We start from the raw sequence: 16,041 nt of genomic DNA on the forward strand, positions 1-16,041 counted from the left end.
CTCGAGCATATGGCGCCGCTTTCATTGGTAAGACGCGGGTTGGCGGCAACGGTGTGCTTACCGTTGGTCGTTCTCTCCTTTCTCGTCAAGAAAAATGGCTCGATATGGGTATTCGGTGCCTGGAACGGTAGGCAATATTCAGACAACCCACGCTATCTGTATGAGATGCTCGGTGCTACCGATAGCTCCATTGTGCCGATCTGGATATCGAAATCCCCCGAGATAGTCGAAGAACTGAAGGCGAAAGGTTATCAGGCGCACTACTGGCTATCCCCGATGGGAATCTATTATTCGCTGCGTGCCGGAGTTGCCGTGGTCAGTCACTCGGCGGACGATGTCAATCCCTTCGCTTCTTACCGCAGTAAGCTGTTCAAGATCACCCATGGTACGCCGATGAAACGCATGGGCCGAGATAATCTAGCGGTTCATCCGGAACGGCGGTCGAGAAGACTGTACGAAAAGGTCCGAGCCTACACGCCTCAAAGAAAGACACCGGTTGCCGCGTTCGTCTCCTCCGAGGTCTCGAAGGTTCGCTTCGAGAGTGCTTATCGAGGTAGCGCAATTGCGGTCGTCAATTCGGGTTATCCGCGCTGGAAGGGCATAACGGACAATCGTGGGGTGTTGCGGAGAATCATCGAGGAAGAGCTGAAGGGCGACCTTGCCGCCGCTTTAGAAAAAGTCATCCTGTATGCTCCCACACGCCGTGCCGATAGCGCTTTCCGACTGAAGATCGACGAGAGTTTCGTCACTTTCGTTGGCCATGCCAATGCAGAAAGATACGCTGTCGTGCTCAGACCTCACCCCTCCTTGTCGATAGAGATGGATGAAGATGTCCGTCGCCAACTGTCGACGCTAGGCTTCGTGGAGCTTGGATGTCAGCGGCTCAACGACATCAACTCTGCTCTGCAGGATGTCGATGTACTCGTGACGGACTACTCCAGCGTGATTTACGACTTCTGCATTCTGGCTCGCCCTGCCTTTCTCTATGCGCCGGACCTCGACGACTACATCACCAGCGATACGGGGCTGTATGAGGCCTATGGCGAGTCGGAGCCCGCCTTGAGGGTCGATGAGCTGAAGGAGGTGCTCGATCCGGCCTTGCAGCAGCATGCCCTGAGCCGGGTGCAGGGGTTCAAGGAAGTGCATTGTGGCGGGGATGCGATAGCGGCGTGCGCCGCCATCATCGAGACGATAAGGCAAAAGAGCCTGACGGATTGACCTCGGGGGGGTCGCATGAGCATCGGCGTGCTCCACGGAAGCGTGCCCCAGGCGGGGCGCATTGTCGTGATCTCCGGCATCGATGGTGCCGGCAAGTCAACGGTGGTGGAAAGCCTGACGGCTCGTCTCGCGACGACGCAGCGGGTGGCGCTGGTCAGCGGTGGTAAACCTCAAGCCGCCTGGTTGGAAAGGCTGCGCCTCGGCTTGCGCAAGGCGTCGTCCAATGACGGGGCGGGCCGAAGCCAATCGAGACACAAGACCCGTATCTTTCGCGATGCGTTACCCGGAATCGTGCTTGCACTGCTGCGCTGGCGTCTGTCCCGCCGTGCCCGTCGGCTCGCGCTCGCCGGCGTCACGGTCGTGGCGGACCGATGGCCGACGCTGGAGTATGGCAAGATGGATGGACCGAAGATCGCCCGGGACCAGCCGGGTCTGAACGGCGCCATCCTGCGCCTGTTGGCCGGTTTGGAAAACGCCATCTATCGGCGCGTCGAACCGGCCGACGTTGCCTTTTTTCTCATCGTCGATGAATCGACGGCTATCCAACGTAACGCCGAGCGGGTGAAGGCTGGCAAGGAGAGCGCCGAGGACATCAAGCGGCGATATCGGGAAAACCTCGACTACCAGCCGATAGCACGCCGGGTCGAACGTATCGACAATTCGGGAACCCTGGCCGACGTCCTTGCGCTGCTCGAGCACAACCTGGAGCGGGATCGATGAGCACGGCGCCATACGTCGAGGCGTTTGGTTGCCCCGCAGTGGGTAAGACCTACGTGACCGAGCGCTTGCTGAGGCTCGCAGAGCTGCAGGATGCGGGTATCCAGACCGAGCTTTTCTCCCTATCCCGAGCCCGGCGACTGTCGCGTGTGGCATGGAAGGTACGGCTCATCGTCGCTGCTCTGCCGGTACTGGGGGCGCATTGGTGGAGCTTCTGCTCTCTCGTCTGGAACACGCCGTGGTCGAGTGCGCCGGCGGCAGGGCGTGCCTTGCTGAACTGGCTGCAGCTGCTTGCCATGGTGCAGTGCCTGCACCGGCAGGAGAGGCCCATCGTGCTCTGCCAGGGCATCTTTCAGGCGGTCTGGTCGTTGCGCTTTCGTGCCAGACCGGCAGCCGGCCGTCCCTTTCCGATGCAGCAGTGGGTCTCGCTCACGCTGGCTTTGCTGCCGTCGCGTCCGATCGTCGTCCTGCACGTCGTCGCCGAGGGGCAGGTGATTCAGGCACGGCAACGAGGCAGGTTGGGCGGCCAGAGCGTGATCGACAGGAGCCGAGTCGCACCGAACGACGCAGCCATGGTCGTCGAGGAAGTACTCGCCGTCATCGACGCCTTGGAGTCGTCAGGCCGAGTGAAGGTGGTCACGTTCGACAATACCCTGGGTGAGCCTAGCCATCGGAGGCTGTGCGCCTTGGCGCATGCCCTGGGGCTGGCTGGTTCGATGAAGGCCATTGCGCCAGGGCCTGCCCACGGCTTGAGCCAAGTCCCGTAACGCGAGCCGAGAGCCCGTTCTGCGTTCTCTCCGCTGACTCGAGGTATGCCATGCGAGTGGGTCTCTGCTTCCCTTCCCATAGCCATGACGACTGGGAGCGCAAGGTGAGTTCGGCCCTGGCCGAACTGATGCCCGAGCTGACCCTGCTCGACTGCAGCCGCTCGGGCTGCTTGCACGACATGGCGCCCGAGGTGCTGGTGGGACACGAGAACGAGGCACTCATGGCCGGCTTGGCAGCGCCGCCCGAGTCATTGCGCTGGGTGCAGATCATGAGTGCGGGGGTGGATCGCCTGCTCGACGCCATCGGGCCCGGCCCTGTCGCTTTCCGTATCACCAACGTTCGCGGCATTCATGCCCAGGCCATGGTCGAGTATCTGCTGGCCGTGCTGCTGCATTTCGAGAAGCGCCTGGGGCTCTTCGTCGATAGTCAGAGGGAGAAACGCTGGGAGAGGCCGGTGCTCGGTCAGTTGGCAGGCAAGCGGCTACTGGTATGCGGGGCGGGCGGGATCGGCCTTCCCGTCGGTTCCGCGCTGGCGGGGCTCGGTGTCACGGTCGAGGCGATTGCCAGGGACACCTCGCCGCGAGCGCCTTTCCTGCACGTGCACCCGTTGTCGGCGCTGTCTCAGGTGATCGGCACGTTCGACTACGTCTTGTGCGCCCTGCCGCTGACCGAGGAAACCCGCGGTGTCTTCGATCGAGACGCGATAGGGGCGATGCGAGATGACGCCATCTTCATCAACGTGGCCAGGGGTGAGCTCGTGGATGAGGAGGCCCTGCGAGCGTCGCTGTGCGCGGGCAAGCTGGCAGGAGCGGCGCTGGATGCGTTCCGCGAAGAGCCCCTCCCGAGCGATTCGCTGCTGTGGGCGACGCCGAACCTGTTGATCACGCCGCATGTGGCGGGTCGCTTTGCAGCGGGACATCAGTTGGGCCTGGCCGTGCTCAGAGACAACATGGCGGCTTACCTCGCCGGCGCTCCGTTGCGCACCGAGGTCTTCCCGCAGCGGGGATATTGAGTATGGAAAAAGCCAGTGACTGCAACGGCCTGGACGTTCTGTTCATTGCCGCGAACACACGCTCGCTGGCCGTCAACCGGGGATCCTTCATCCGCGCCTTGCAGGAGCGAGGCCTGAGCGTCGGCGCCTTGGTGCCGGACGAAGAGTTCCTGCGGGAAGTCCATGGGCTGGGGGTCGCCACCTGGCAGTATCCGCTCGAGCGGCACAGCATGGGCGTTGGCGGGGAGATCTCCCGGTTCCTGGCGCTGCGCCGCCTGATTCGCCAGATCGCGCCCCGCGCCGTCTTTGCCTACTCCGTCAAGCCGATAGTGCTCGGCATCCCGGCCGCCAGGTTGGCGGGGGTTGCGGAAACCTACTGTCTGGCGACCGGGCTTGGCTATCTCTATGGGCGGCACGACCGCCGTACCCGCCTGATCCGTAGTCTGGTCAACGGCTGCTACGCCCTGTCGGGTGGCCTGAGCCGGGCGTTCTTCTTCCAGAACCCCGATGACCGCGACGAGCTGCAGCAGCTCGCACTCTTTCGCCGCTTCACTCGCAGCGTCGTGGTCAACGGTTCCGGCGTGGATCCCGATGAGTACCCTTTCAGCGAGCCGCCCGTGACACCGGTCCGCTTTCTGTTCATGGGTCGCTTCCTGCAGGAAAAGGGCATTCGTGAGTTCGTCAGCGCGGCGAGGCAAGTGGCCCGCCAACAAGGCGGGGTGGAATTCGTCGCGCTGGGCGATACCGACGAGAGCACGGTCAACGGGGTCGGGGCGGGGGAAGTGGCGGCATGGCGCGAGGAAGGCATCGTCACGCTGCCCGGCAGGGTGCGCGATGTCCGCGGCCATCTCCAGGCGGCATCGGTGATGGTGTTGCCCTCGTACTATCGCGAGGGCATTCCGCGCAGCCTGCTGGAAGCCATGAGCACCGGCAGGCCGGTGATCACCTGCGATTCGCCGGGCTGTCGTGAAACCGTCGACGAGGGGGTCAACGGCTGGCTGATTCCCCCCTGCGATGCGGCTGCGCTGGCAGAGCGTATGCAGGCATTCATCAGCGATCCGGGGCTCATCGGGCGGATGGGACGGGCGGGTAGGGCAATGGTGCTCGAGCGTTTCACCACTGACTTCGTCAATCGGCAAATGCTCGAGGAGATGCCCATCGCCAATCTGGGGCAGCCACTGGGAGACCTGGCATGAACCACTTCACTGATACACCTGGAAGGGTCAAACCCGCTCTGCTCGAGTATCTGCAAAGCACCGTACCCACGGGGGTTCGCTGGGCCTTGCGCGGGGGCAAGGGCGGGTTGGCGGCCTGGCTTGCCAGCGCTACCGTCAAGGATCTCGACCTCTGGGTTCACAGCGCGGACATTTCGCGCTTTCTCCACGCCTTGTCTCCCTTGGCCGCGGGCACGGTGTCGCTTGAGTCGGATCCGCGCTGGCTGCGACACCTGGTGCTGGTCATGCCCGCGCGATTCGGCCATCAGCTCATCGATATCACTTACGGTGACCTCAAGGTGGGTGGGGCGCTGACCTGTCGCGAGGAACTGATCGCCGTTCGTTCGGGCCCGCATGGCCCGATGCTCATCGGAGTGGCGGCGGTTTCCGATCTACTGCTGCGCAAGCTGATGAGAGGCAAGCGGGTGGAGCCGAGTCGGCTGGCCGAAGCCTCTCTTCAGTGGCATCAGGCGCCCGAACAGCAGCGTCGCCTTTGGCTAGCCGATATCGGCGAAAGTCTTGGAAGTGCCTTGCAGGGCAGCCTGCCGGCCACACTATCAGGACGACGCATCTCGCGGTTGCAGCGCGTTGCATTTCTGCTGGCGGCGGCTCGCGCCTCACTTGCACAGGGCGGCATCTCGCTCGTGCTGCGTCGGCGCCGACGGTTCGTTCTGGGGCGGCGGTCTCGCGTACCGCTGAAGCGGCCCGTGGCGCCGGTCATGTTCTACCTTGCCGGGCCTGAAGCGGCGATGCTGGCTCATCGCATCGAGCAGGTGCTGTCCGTTATCGGCGTGCGGACACAACGGATCGAAGCGGGATCCGCGGTCTGGAAGCGGCTGGGTCGACTGCTGATGGCAGGGGTCTACGGTCAGGCTGCCATCGTGTCAGACAGTCGTCGGCTCTCCCGCTTGACGTCCTCTCTCTTCGGGGCGCCCATCGTGATCGCGGTGAATGCCGACCCGGAAGAGATACTGAAGCGCTACTACCTGGCCGCTCACCGTTGGTACATCGATGACCTTGCCCTCGCCGGGCGTATGGCGACCGGTGAAGGGGCTGGCACGCACCTCTCGCTGAGGGCGGCTTCGACGCTGCCCTGACGCTCGTCTCCATTTCTCTTTGCCAATGTGCAGCCAGCGTCATGTGCACTGCAGCAAGCCCTTGCGACTGGCCAACTCCGCAGATAGGAGGTCGTGGCTACCATGAAACGCACTCTCGACGTCGTCCTCGCCGTACTGGCGCTGCTGTTGCTGGCGCCGCTGATGCTGCTGATCGCCTTGCTGATCCGATACGACTCTCCCGGAGGAGCGCTTTTCGTGCAGCGCCGGGTGGGCCGTCACCTGGTGCCGTTCGACATCTACAAATTTCGCACCATGCAGGATCGACCCACCAACGAGATCGACCCTCTAGTTGAAGGAGTCATCGACTCGGGGCACGCGCGCATCACCCGTATAGGACGCCTGCTGCGCGCCACCAGCCTCGATGAGCTGCCTCAGCTGCTGAACGTGCTCAAGGGTGACATGAGCTTGGTGGGCCCCCGCCCCGTATTGATCGAGCAGGTCGAGGCCGTGCCGGTGCGATATCTGAATCGCTTCTCGGTGCGGCCCGGGTTGACGGGGCTGGCGCAGGTGCGTGGGCGGCGCAGTCTCGGCTGGCTCCAGCAACTGGAACTCGACTCCCGGTATGCCGAGCGTGTCAGCATTGGACGGGACCTTCGCCTCATGCTGGCCACGGTCTATGTCGTGCTGACTCTCAAAGACATCTACGGCAGTACCGAGCAGAACTGGCGCCAATACCGCAATGGGCGGGGCCGGCACGACGTGGGGGAATCGAAGTGAAACGCTTGCATACCATGCTGATCACCGTAGTGCCGGATATTGCCCTGTATGCGCAGGAGAGCGGCGTCGATACGCTTTTCATCGACATGGAAACGCGCGGCAAGGCGGAGCGACAGGGACACCTGGACACGCACAAGAGTGCGCATACCTATGCCGATGTCGCGCGTATTGCGGCAGTGCTCACCAAGGCCGAGCTGATGGTGAGGATCAATCCCCCCTGGGAGGGCACGTCGGCCGAGGTCGATGCCGCCATCGATGCAGGCGCCCAGCGGCTGATGCTGCCCATGTTCAGGCATGTGGCCGAGGTGGACGCCTTCAAGCGGGCCGTGGCGGGTCGTGTGCCGGTCACCCTGCTGGTGGAAACGGCGGCAAGCCTGACGCGTCTACCACTGATCTTGCCCCTGCTCGAGGTGGAAGACCGGGTGCACTTCGGGCTCAACGATCTGTGTATCGACATGCGGCTCGACTTTCTCTTCGAGCTGCTTGGCGGTCGTATGCTCGATGGGCCCGCCTCCTTCTGCCGTGAGGCAGGCGTTCCGTTCGGTATCGGCGGGGTCGGCTGCATCGGTCAGGGACTCGTTCCCGCCGAGTGGATTCTCAGTGAGCACGTACGCCTCGGGTCGGAGTGGGTCATTCTGTCCCGAGCCTTCCACGGTGGAGCGGAAACGCTGCCGGCTTTGCTGACGCGCCTGGATCTGGCGAACGAACTCAACGCCATGCAGCGCTGCTATCAGCAACTCGCCATGACCGCGCCGAACGAGCTGGCCGCCAACCAGGCAAGCCTGGCGCTGCGCGCGGCGGCGGTCAACGCTCAATACCAACAGCCCAGAGTGGCCTGAAGTCCTTGCCGTGAATCCCAGGTCATGAGCCGAGGGTGTAGCGCAGGCAGGAGAGGCGAGAGGGCTGTGCAAAAGCGCCTGACGGCTAGACCGTCAGGCGCTTTCGTTTTCAGGAGGCGGTGATGGTGCGCTGCTACTCTTCCCCGAGCTGGGGGCGATAACAGGGCGGTGAGGTGAGCTCGAGATCGTCGATGTCCTCGTGCTGCAGCGCTTCCAGCACGGCCTGCTGCAAGAGGGGTAGGTAGGAGTCCTCCAGGTTGCGAGCCGCCGAAAGCAGGGTCAATTTCCCCTGGCGCGCATAGCGCATGAGCGGGACGAGGCACTCGGGATGGTCTCGCAGCTCGCCGCGATAGCGTACCGTGAAGACGGCCGGGGTGATCTCGCCCTCATGCAGCTGGCGCCGCAACAGCGTCGACGGCGAGGCGCCGCGATACCAGTCCGTCAGGTTGAGGCTCTCGCGGCGCTTGCCGCGGGGCCACAGGCGGTCGACCAGGACCCGGGCACCGTCGGTGGGTTCGCTCGGACTGTAGATTCGTTTGAGTACGATCTCGTAGCTCACACCGTCTCCCTTTGTGCTGTTGGTTTCTCACCTAGTCACCCGATGACAACCTTTCCAGAGCAGCCGTGGCGTGGGCCTGCCAATGACCAGGCAGGGCGGCGGCGCGCTCCAATGCCTGGCGAGCTCCACCGGTGTCGCCCTGGGCCTGAAGTGTCAGGCCCAGATTGAGCCATGCCACGCCCAGGTCGCCTCGCTGCGCCACCGCGGAACGAAAGGCTTCGCCGGCCCCTTCGAGATCCCCTGTGGCATGCCGGGCATTGCCCAGAGCGAAGTAACCCATGCCGGAGTTAGGGAAGCGCTCGACGAAGGCCGCCCAGGCAGGCAGCGTGGCTTCGGCATTCTGGACCTGCTCGAACGCTGCGATGGCCTGCAGGGCTCGCTGCTCGCCGATACCGCTTGGCAGTTCGCCGGGCTTCAGGGCCACGAACGCCCAGCGATCGCTGCGAGCCCAGGTGGCATCGAAGCGACGAAACGACTCGATACGCTCCGCCTCTTCGCCACTGTGCAGAGTCAGCTCCCTGGCATCCAGATCGTAGCCGATGGCCACGGCGTAATGCCACATCGGCCAGGCAGGAAGTGAGAGATTCTGCAGCACGACCACGGGATGACCGGCGTCGATCTCGGTCAGCAGGGCGTCGAACGAGTCGTTGAGCACGAAGGGAATGCGTCCATGACGCCTGACGGTGGCCAGCATCTCGGGCTGCACGCTGCCTTCACGGCCGGGGATGAACACCTGCGGGATGAGTGTCTCCATGGGCACGTCCACGCCATCGTGATTTAGCACCATGGCCAGCGCGGCGGGGCCGCACTGGTACTCGCGCTGGGCGTGGAAGGGCACGTCTTCCACCCAGGCCTGGCGAGGCAGGGTCTGGGCAGTGCTCTCGGCCAGGCGCGGCGTGGCGGCACAGCCGGTCAACAGCAGTAGCCCCAACAGCAGAACGCCCGCAAGGCGGGCGTTCCGGAGGGGCCGATCGATACGGCCTTGCATGGTGACGTTCGTCCTCAGCGGGTGAAGGGGAAGACGTTGGTCAGACCCAGGATGTCGGTAACCAGCAGTACGATGAAGACGACCAGAAGGGCGCCGACGACACCGGCGCCTGCCGGCAGCTGCTCGAGCTGTTCTGCCATTTGATGCGCTTCTTCGTCGGAGAGCGCGGCCACACGAGCGTCGACTTCGGCCAGGTCCACGCCCTGGGCGATGAGCTGCTCCTGCACCTCGGCGCGGGACAGGATCTCATTGATACGCTCGCGGTCGGCATCGGCACGCTCGGCGGAAAGGGCGGCCTGAGTCGAGATGAGTTCGCTGGTGGGCAGCGGGGCGGCCGAGACGGAGACGCTGCCGAGCACCAGGGCCAGAATCAACAGCGGGCTGAGAAAGCGGCGGAGTGTTTTCATGTTCAGTGTTCCTTCTTCTTGGGCTTCCGGCTCTTGAATGATCCACGCTAATCGGGCGCAGTCGTGTTGTTGTGCTCCAGCGATGCTTAATAAGTATAAGCAAAAAGCGCATGCAATTTCATGCCCTTGCATTACATTTCGCGACTACCTGAAGAATGTGGCCGCAGCGGGGCACGAGGCGCCCAAGAATCCCGTCCATGGTGGCATCGACGGCCAACGATTGCCGTCAGCCCACGCGATAGGAGGAGGGCATTTCGGCCAGTAGGCCGCGACCGCCGGCCAGGGTCAGCGCCAGGTCGTGCAGGCTTTCCCACAGCGGTAGCTGAGCGGCGCCCTTGATCGAGAGGTCGAGGCGCTGGGCGAAGAGCAGCAGCTTGTGCAGCCGCTTTCTGGGTAGGCGCGCAATGGCCTGCTGATAGGCGGGGCGGCGTTTATCGAAGATGGCCGGCTTCTGCGCCTTGCAGGCGTGCTCGAAGCTCTGGCCCTGATCGAGGTGTTGGTGCAGCGAGAGCAGGGTACGCAGCTCGCGGGTCAGGGCCCACAGCACGATGGGCGCCTCGATCCCCTCGCCGCGCAGGCCGCGAACGATACGCGAGACGCGCTCGCGTTCGCCCTTGAGGCAGGCATCGGCCAGGGTGAAGACATCGTAGCGGGCGCTGTCCTCCACGCCGCCGGCGATCTGGGGTGGGCCGACACGAGTGCCGGGTGGCAGTAGCAGGGCGAGCTTCTGCAGCTCCTGATCCGCCGCGAGCAGATTGCCTTCGGTGCGGTCACCGAGCAGACGCGCGGCATCCAGGTCGAGGGAGAGGCCATGACGCTCGGCGCGGTCGCGTAGCCAGAAGCCAAGGCGGGAGGCGTCGACCGGCCACACCGGCACGAACAGCCCCAGCTTGTCGAGCGCCTGGAACCAGGCACTCTTCTGCTGACGGAAGTCGAGCTTGCCCATGCTCACGAGCAATACGTTGTCGCGGGTACCCGGCGCATCGGCGTACTCCTTCAGCGCCTTGCTGCCTTCCTGGCCTAGGCTTTGGCTGCCCAGGCACAGTTCGATCAGCTTGCTCGAGGCGAACAGCGACAGGCTGGCGGCGGCTTCGTGCAGCCGGCCCCAGGCGAAGTTGCCCTCCACGTGCAGCACCTCGCGCTCCTCGATGCCGTGCGCGCGCGCCGCATTGCGTACGGCGTCGCAGGCTTCCATGTGTTGCAGCGGCTCCTCGCCGGCAACGATCACCACCGGGGGCAGTTTCTTGCCCAGCGCCTCCGGCAGCTTGTCGGCAAAGACCTTCATACGCGTGAGGCCATGTCAGCGGGTTTCCAGCGCGCGCAGGCGATCGAACAGGCGGCGCAGGGCCTCGTGACGCAGCTCCTGACGCGCCTCCTCGCGTATATCGTCCTGGGCCAGCAGGTTGTCGTCACTGACGGTGAAACGGGTCGATACCTCCAGGCGCTGCTGGGGAAGGCGATAGGCACCGTCACTGCGCCGCTGAACGGAAAACGGCACCGCAAGCGTCATTTCCCGCTCCTGGGGGCCGCTGTCCAGCACGCTCAGCTGGCGCTCGCCAAAGTTCTCTGGCCCCAGATTGAGCACTAGGGGGGCATTGGCGCGCACACGTGTGCCGAGCGACGAGAGGCGTTCTGTCGTGAGCCGGGCCAGTTCGCTGTCGCTGCCGGCGACGGCAAGCTCGTCTATGGTCAGCTCCGGTGAATCGAAACCGCGCAGGCGAAAGCCGCAGCCCGCCAGGGCCAGGCTGGCACCAGCGGTCACGACCAGGTTGAGAAATCCACGTCGCTGCATGAGCGCTCCCATTCGATCCGTGTCAGCTGACCACGATGTTGACCAGCTTGCCCGGTACCACGATCACCTTGCGTACCGTCTTGCCCTCGGTATGGCGCTGGACGTTCTCTGCGGCGAAGGCTTCGGTCTCGATGGCATCCTTGGGCGCGTCGGCGGCCACTTCGATACGGGCGCGCAGCTTGCCGTTGACCTGTACTACCAGCTCGATGGTGTCGCGCTCGAGGGCCGACTCATCCAACTGCGGCCAGGCAGCGTCGATGGCGGGTTCCGCATGGCCCAGCTCGCGCCACAGCGCATGGCAGGCGTGGGGCGTGATCGGGGCGAGCAGCAGCACACAAGCCTCGATGGCTTCACGAGCCACGGCCAGACCCAAGGGGGACGTATCGTCGAACTTCGAGAGCGCGTTGCTCAGCTCCATCACCGCCGCGATGGCGGTGTTGAAGGTGGTGCGTCGGCCGATGTCGTCGCTGGCCTTCTTGATCGTCTCGTGGGTCTTGCGCCGCAGTTCACGCTGAGCGTCGCTGAGGGCATTGATATCCAGCTTGCCCGGCTCGCCGGCCTCGAGGTGTTCGACGACCAGGCGCCACAGGCGCTTGAGGAAGCGGCTGGCGCCTTCGACCCCGGAGTCGGACCACTCCAGCGACTGCTCGGGCGGTGCGGCGAACATCATGAACAGGCGCACGGTGTCGGCGCCGAAGCGGTCGATCATCGACTGCGGGTCGACACCGTTGTTCTTGGACTTCGACATCTTCTCGATGCCGCCCATCTCCACCGGCTCACCGTCCTTGATCAGCACCGCACTGACCGGGCGACCCTTGTCGTCGCGCTTGACCTCCACGTCGGCGGGGTTGAACCACTCCTTGCCGCCGTTCGGCGTCGTGCGGTAGAAGGTCTCGGCGATCACCATGCCCTGGGTGAGCAGACGCTGGAACGGCTCGTCGACCTTCACCAGGCCCAGGTCGCGCATCAGCTTGGTGAAGAAGCGCGCGTATAACAGGTGCAGGATGGCGTGCTCGATGCCGCCGATGTAGAGATCCACCGGCAGCCAGTAGTCGGCACGCTCGTCGAGCATCGCCTCCTGGTTGTCGGCACAGCAGAAGCGGGCGAAGTACCAGGACGACTCCATGAAGGTGTCGAAGGTATCGGTCTCGCGCACCCAGCCGTCGCCCAGCTCATAGAACTCGGGCATGCGCTTGAGCGGCGAGCCGGAAGCGTCGACGGTGACCTCCATGGGCAGGGCGACGGGCAGCTCCTCGTCGGAGAGCGGCACGGTCTGGCCTTCGGGGCCGTACTTGACCGGAATCGGCGCGCCCCAGTAGCGCTGACGGGCCACGCCCCAGTCGCGCAGACGGTAGTTGGTCTTCACCTCGCCGCGACCCAGCTCGGCGAGCCTGCCGGCGATGGTCTCGAAGGCGGCGTCGAAGTCGAGGCCGTCGAACTCGCCGGAGTTGATCAGCCGGCCATATTCCACGTAGGCGCCTTGCGAGAGATCCGGCGCCTGGCCGCTCTCGTCGGCAATGACCGCCTCGATGGGCAGGCCGTACTTGGTGGCGAACTCCCAGTCGCGCTGGTCGTGGCCGGGAACGGCCATCACCGCCCCGGTGCCGAACTCCATCAGCACGAAGTTGGCCACATAGACGGGCACCTCGCGGCCGGTGAGCGGGTGCACGGCCACATGGCCGGTGGCCATGCCGCGCTTCTCCTTGGTGGCCAGCTCCGCCTCGGAAGTACCGCCCTGGGCGCACTCCTCGCAGAAAGCGGCCAGCTCGGCGTTGCCTTCCGCCGCGGCCTTGGCCAGCGGATGAGCGGCCGCCACCGCCACGTAGGTCACCCCCAGCAGCGTATCGGGACGAGTGGTATAGACCGACAGCGGCTCGGCCGCGCTACCGTCGGCAGCTTTGATATCAAAGCTGAGCTCCACGCCGCGCGACTTGCCGATCCAGTTGCGCTGCATGGTCTTGACCTGCTCCGGCCACTCGATCTTGTCGAGGTCGGCGAGCAGTTCATCGGCGTAGTCGGTGATGCGCAGGAACCACAGCGGGATCTCCTTGCGCTCCACCAGCGCGCCGGAGCGCCAGCCGCGGCCCTCGATGACCTGCTCGTTGGCCAGCACGGTCTGGTCCACCGGATCCCAGTTGACGGTGGACATCTTCTTGTAGACCAGCCCCTTCTCCACCAGCTTGGCGAAGAACCACTGCTCCCAGCGGTAGTAGCTGGTGTCGCAGGTGGCGAACTCGCGGCTCCAGTCGTAGGCGAAACCCAGCGCCTTGAGCTGGTTACGCATGTAATCGATGTTGTCGTAGGTCCACTTGGCCGGCGGCACCCGGTTCTGGATGGCGGCGTTCTCGGCCGGCATGCCGAAGGCGTCCCAGCCCATGGGCTGCATCACGTTCTTGCCCTGCATACGCTGGAAGCGCGAGACCACGTCGCCGATGGTGTAGTTGCGCACGTGCCCCATGTGCAGCTTGCCGCTGGGGTAGGGGAACATCGACAGGCAGTAGAACTTCTCGCGGTTGGCGTCTTCCACCGCCTTGAAGCACTGGTTCCGGTCCCAGAACTGCTGGGCGTCGCGTTCGATTTCAAAGGGCTTGTACTGTGCGTCCATCGGCTTTCGAAATGACCTTAGAGTGTACGGGCACGGCCGCGCCGTGCGGGTGCGCAGAAATTGTCCGGCGTCATTCCCGCTCGGCAGCCGTACGATAAAACGTTGAACTGACGGCGGGATGGCGTCTAAATGGTAACCAAGGATACCCCAGTAGGGCATGCCCGGCCATGCCCGGCCCATGCCGAAACCGGTTCGAGGAGATGACCATGAGCGAACGTCCCGACTCCCATCGCGAACATCGGCTGCGCGAAGGCTACGAGCGTATGCTGTCACGGCTGCGTGAGGGCGCCGACGACCTGACCTGGGAGAACCTGCAGCAAGAGCTGGACGAGGCCGTGGAGTTCGAGGCCGAACTCGAGGAGTTCACCAAGGACGAGCTGGCCCTGCTGCGCGCCTGGGTCGAGCGCGACCTTATCGACATGCGCCGCTACCTGCGGGCTGGCGGGCGTGGCGTAGCCGCCTGGCTGGGTATCGATCTCGACCAGCTCTCGCGCAAGGTGGTGGATTCGCTGTTCTCCATCGCCGACCGCAGCATCGTCGACAACGAGCGGCTCAAGGAGGATCTGGAAGCCGCCCGGGCCGATTACTGCGAGGGCGAGGTGGCAGCCCCCGGGCGCATGGCCTGCGTGCACTGCGATGCGGTGGTCGATCTCGAAGGCGTGACCCGCATCGAGCCCTGTCACCAGTGCGGCCATCGCTACTTCTATCGCGTATCGCAGTGAGACGTCAGAGCCAGGCATCGAGCAGCATGATGGCCCCCACCACCAGCGCGCTGAGCACCAGGGCGTAGCCCAGGTTGAGGCGCATCATGCGATAGCCGCTGACGCCGTAGCGCCCCTGCAGCGACAGGTTGATACCCGACAGCGGCCCCACCGAGGTGCCCACGGCCCAGGAGGCCAGCGCCGTGAAGGCGAACAGGGTCGGTTCGCTGCCGCGCAGATCCAGCATCGAGGCCAGCACCGAGACACCGATGATCGGGTGCAGGCCGGCCACGGCGCTGAGCACGATGGCCAGAAAGCTGATCACGGCCTGAAGCGCGCCAAAATGGGCGAACAGCCGCCACTCGCTGCCGGTGGCGGCGGCCACCAAGGTAGAGAGCCCCAGCGTCAGCAAGCCCGCCGAGAGGAACAGGGCGATCTCGCCGCGCATCGCCGGCAGCCGTGTGAGGGTGTGCTGACGCACCCGGTGCCAGGTCCAGCGCGGCCCGGCGGGCAGATTGCTGGCCAGCGCCACCGCCGGCAGCAGGAAGGTGATGATGCTGACGATGCCGAGCGCAGGCGTCAGCTGGAAATGGAACAGCATCACTAGAGCGGCCATGGCCACCGGCATCAACAGGCTGCGCGGGGAGAGCGAGAAGCCTGCCACTTCGGCCAGATCGAAACGGCGCGACAGCTCGATCGTGGTGAGTGCCCCGCTGATCAGCGCCAGAGGCAGGCCGATGGCCAGTACCCTTGAATACTCCATGCCCGGTGCCAGGGTCATCACCACGCCCATGGAGGCGAAGAAGGGCGACCATAGTGCGGCACTGGAGAGGCCGCGATTGAGTGCCAGCAGCTGAGGTGTGGTCAGCGCAGCGCGCCGGGCCAGACGGTCGCCGATCATGAACACCGTCGACAGATTGAGGATGGTGCCGAGCAGGTGAACGCCGAGCCAGGTGCCCAGGGTACCTCGGCGGCCGGTAATCGGGCGGCCCAGGGGCCGCGACGAGCCGCTGCGGTTTCCGATCAGGCCGATGAAGCTTACGCCGACCAGCATCGCCACCACGTAGGTGTTGCCGCTGGTGACCGCCGGCCAGGCGACCTGCGCACCATAGTGCCAGCGTGAGACGATCAGCAAGCCCAGCCCGATGATGGCCAGCGCCCCGGCCTGCCAGCGGGTACGCCGGGGAATGTCGCGCCACAGCAGCAGCGTGGCCAGCCACAGGGCATAGCCGACTCCATGCGGCAACAGCACGACCCCGGTAAAGGCAAGAATCTGCTGCATCAGCCCAAGCAGGATCAGCACGCCTGCCAGGGCATGGCGCAAGGGCATCGGTGACGAGTCGGGTGGGGACACGATGGCGTGGGCTCCGGCGAGTCGGGATTCTTATCTTCTGATTTATGAGCAGT

General features: G+C 64.6%; 16 protein-coding genes. 9 read left to right on the forward strand and 7 right to left on the reverse strand.

Annotated elements, in window-relative coordinates; all coding sequences use genetic code 11:
* Window positions 1–9: 9 nt before the first annotated feature.
* The 8 genes from HOP58_RS06215 (at window position 10) to HOP58_RS06250 (ending at window position 7,582) form a co-directional block, all read left to right on the forward strand.
* Window positions 10–1,218 (forward strand): CDP-glycerol glycerophosphotransferase family protein, encoded by a 1,209-nt coding sequence (locus tag HOP58_RS06215; RefSeq protein WP_234259823.1) that lies wholly within the window; start codon window positions 10–12, stop codon window positions 1,216–1,218.
* A gap of 15 nt (window positions 1,219–1,233) precedes the next feature.
* Window positions 1,234–1,938, forward strand: a complete 705-nt coding sequence (locus tag HOP58_RS06220; protein ID WP_234259824.1) for a hypothetical protein — start codon at window positions 1,234–1,236, stop codon at window positions 1,936–1,938.
* On the forward strand, window positions 1,935–2,702 hold the full coding sequence (locus HOP58_RS06225; protein ID WP_234259825.1) for a hypothetical protein: 768 nt from the start codon (window positions 1,935–1,937) through the stop codon (window positions 2,700–2,702). Before HOP58_RS06220 ends, HOP58_RS06225 begins: the two co-directional genes overlap by 4 nt.
* 50 nt (window positions 2,703–2,752) lie before the next feature.
* Window positions 2,753–3,715: a D-2-hydroxyacid dehydrogenase gene (locus HOP58_RS06230; RefSeq protein ID WP_234259826.1), complete on the forward strand. Its 963-nt coding sequence runs from the start codon at window positions 2,753–2,755 to the stop codon at window positions 3,713–3,715.
* A 2-nt stretch (window positions 3,716–3,717) separates the two neighbouring features.
* Complete coding sequence (locus HOP58_RS06235) at window positions 3,718–4,890, forward strand: glycosyltransferase family 4 protein (RefSeq protein WP_234259827.1); 1,173 nt, start codon at window positions 3,718–3,720, stop codon at window positions 4,888–4,890.
* Window positions 4,887–6,005, forward strand: coding sequence for a hypothetical protein (locus HOP58_RS06240; protein WP_234259828.1), 1,119 nt, complete (start codon window positions 4,887–4,889; stop codon window positions 6,003–6,005). The genes HOP58_RS06235 and HOP58_RS06240 overlap by 4 nt, the downstream gene beginning before the upstream one ends.
* Window positions 6,006–6,107: 102 nt before the next feature.
* A complete protein-coding gene (locus HOP58_RS06245) occupies window positions 6,108–6,743 on the forward strand; it encodes a sugar transferase (RefSeq protein WP_234259829.1) in 636 nt (211 codons plus the stop codon).
* Window positions 6,740–7,582 (forward strand): aldolase/citrate lyase family protein, encoded by an 843-nt coding sequence (locus HOP58_RS06250; RefSeq protein WP_234259830.1) that lies wholly within the window; start codon window positions 6,740–6,742, stop codon window positions 7,580–7,582. The genes HOP58_RS06245 and HOP58_RS06250 overlap by 4 nt, the downstream gene beginning before the upstream one ends.
* A 133-nt stretch (window positions 7,583–7,715) precedes the next feature.
* Here HOP58_RS06250 and HOP58_RS06255 read toward each other — a convergent pair whose 3' ends face one another.
* From HOP58_RS06255 to leuS, 6 genes are all read right to left on the reverse strand, one after another.
* The gene (locus HOP58_RS06255; RefSeq protein ID WP_234259831.1) at window positions 7,716–8,141 is read right to left on the reverse strand and encodes a DUF488 family protein; all 426 of its coding nucleotides are present in this window, start codon (window positions 8,139–8,141) and stop codon (window positions 7,716–7,718) included.
* A gap of 31 nt (window positions 8,142–8,172) precedes the next feature.
* Window positions 8,173–9,129, reverse strand: a complete 957-nt coding sequence (locus tag HOP58_RS06260; protein ID WP_234259832.1) for a PA2778 family cysteine peptidase — start codon at window positions 9,127–9,129, stop codon at window positions 8,173–8,175.
* Between the two features lie 14 nt (window positions 9,130–9,143).
* Window positions 9,144–9,536: a PA2779 family protein gene (locus tag HOP58_RS06265; RefSeq protein WP_010629045.1), complete on the reverse strand. Its 393-nt coding sequence runs from the start codon at window positions 9,534–9,536 to the stop codon at window positions 9,144–9,146.
* Between the two features lie 226 nt (window positions 9,537–9,762).
* The gene (gene holA / locus HOP58_RS06270) at window positions 9,763–10,821 is read right to left on the reverse strand and encodes a DNA polymerase III subunit delta (RefSeq protein WP_234259833.1); all 1,059 of its coding nucleotides are present in this window, start codon (window positions 10,819–10,821) and stop codon (window positions 9,763–9,765) included.
* A gap of 15 nt (window positions 10,822–10,836) precedes the next feature.
* Window positions 10,837–11,328 carry an LPS assembly lipoprotein LptE gene (lptE, locus tag HOP58_RS06275; RefSeq protein ID WP_234254785.1) on the reverse strand — a complete coding sequence of 164 codons (492 nt, stop codon included), beginning with the start codon at window positions 11,326–11,328 and terminating at the stop codon, window positions 10,837–10,839.
* 22 nt (window positions 11,329–11,350) lie between these two features.
* Complete coding sequence (leuS, locus tag HOP58_RS06280) at window positions 11,351–13,933, reverse strand: leucine--tRNA ligase (RefSeq protein ID WP_234254784.1); 2,583 nt, start codon at window positions 13,931–13,933, stop codon at window positions 11,351–11,353.
* A 206-nt stretch (window positions 13,934–14,139) separates the two neighbouring features.
* Here leuS and HOP58_RS06285 point away from each other — a divergent pair, with 206 nt between their 5' ends.
* Complete coding sequence (locus HOP58_RS06285) at window positions 14,140–14,655, forward strand: zinc ribbon-containing protein (protein ID WP_010629041.1); 516 nt, start codon at window positions 14,140–14,142, stop codon at window positions 14,653–14,655.
* Between the two features lie 4 nt (window positions 14,656–14,659).
* Here HOP58_RS06285 and HOP58_RS06290 read toward each other — a convergent pair whose 3' ends face one another.
* Complete coding sequence (locus HOP58_RS06290) at window positions 14,660–15,964, reverse strand: hypothetical protein (RefSeq protein WP_010629040.1); 1,305 nt, start codon at window positions 15,962–15,964, stop codon at window positions 14,660–14,662.
* Between the last annotated feature and the right edge of the window lie 77 nt (window positions 15,965–16,041).

Origin of the sequence: Halomonas sp. MCCC 1A11062, assembly GCF_021404355.1 — a bacterium.
GTDB lineage: Bacteria > Pseudomonadota > Gammaproteobacteria > Pseudomonadales > Halomonadaceae > Halomonas > Halomonas aerodenitrificans.

Bases quoted from the DNA above. Each gene is read 5' to 3' on its own strand.
- HOP58_RS06215 (WP_234259823.1), top strand. From the start codon at position 10: ATGGCGCCGCTTTCATTGGTAAGACGCGGGTTGGCGGCAACGGTGTGC.
- HOP58_RS06220 (WP_234259824.1), top strand. From the start codon at position 1,234: ATGAGCATCGGCGTGCTCCACGGAAGCGTGCCCCAGGCGGGGCGCATT.
- HOP58_RS06225 (WP_234259825.1), top strand. From the start codon at position 1,935: ATGAGCACGGCGCCATACGTCGAGGCGTTTGGTTGCCCCGCAGTGGGT.
- HOP58_RS06230 (WP_234259826.1), top strand. From the start codon at position 2,753: ATGCGAGTGGGTCTCTGCTTCCCTTCCCATAGCCATGACGACTGGGAG.
- HOP58_RS06235 (WP_234259827.1), top strand. From the start codon at position 3,718: ATGGAAAAAGCCAGTGACTGCAACGGCCTGGACGTTCTGTTCATTGCC.
- HOP58_RS06240 (WP_234259828.1), top strand. From the start codon at position 4,887: ATGAACCACTTCACTGATACACCTGGAAGGGTCAAACCCGCTCTGCTC.
- HOP58_RS06245 (WP_234259829.1), top strand. From the start codon at position 6,108: ATGAAACGCACTCTCGACGTCGTCCTCGCCGTACTGGCGCTGCTGTTG.
- HOP58_RS06260 (WP_234259832.1), bottom strand. From the start codon at position 9,129: ATGCAAGGCCGTATCGATCGGCCCCTCCGGAACGCCCGCCTTGCGGGC.
- HOP58_RS06265 (WP_010629045.1), bottom strand. From the start codon at position 9,536: ATGAAAACACTCCGCCGCTTTCTCAGCCCGCTGTTGATTCTGGCCCTG.
- holA (WP_234259833.1), bottom strand. From the start codon at position 10,821: ATGAAGGTCTTTGCCGACAAGCTGCCGGAGGCGCTGGGCAAGAAACTG.
- lptE (WP_234254785.1), bottom strand. From the start codon at position 11,328: ATGCAGCGACGTGGATTTCTCAACCTGGTCGTGACCGCTGGTGCCAGC.
- leuS (WP_234254784.1), bottom strand. From the start codon at position 13,933: ATGGACGCACAGTACAAGCCCTTTGAAATCGAACGCGACGCCCAGCAG.
- HOP58_RS06285 (WP_010629041.1), top strand. From the start codon at position 14,140: ATGAGCGAACGTCCCGACTCCCATCGCGAACATCGGCTGCGCGAAGGC.
- HOP58_RS06290 (WP_010629040.1), bottom strand. From the start codon at position 15,964: ATGCCCTTGCGCCATGCCCTGGCAGGCGTGCTGATCCTGCTTGGGCTG.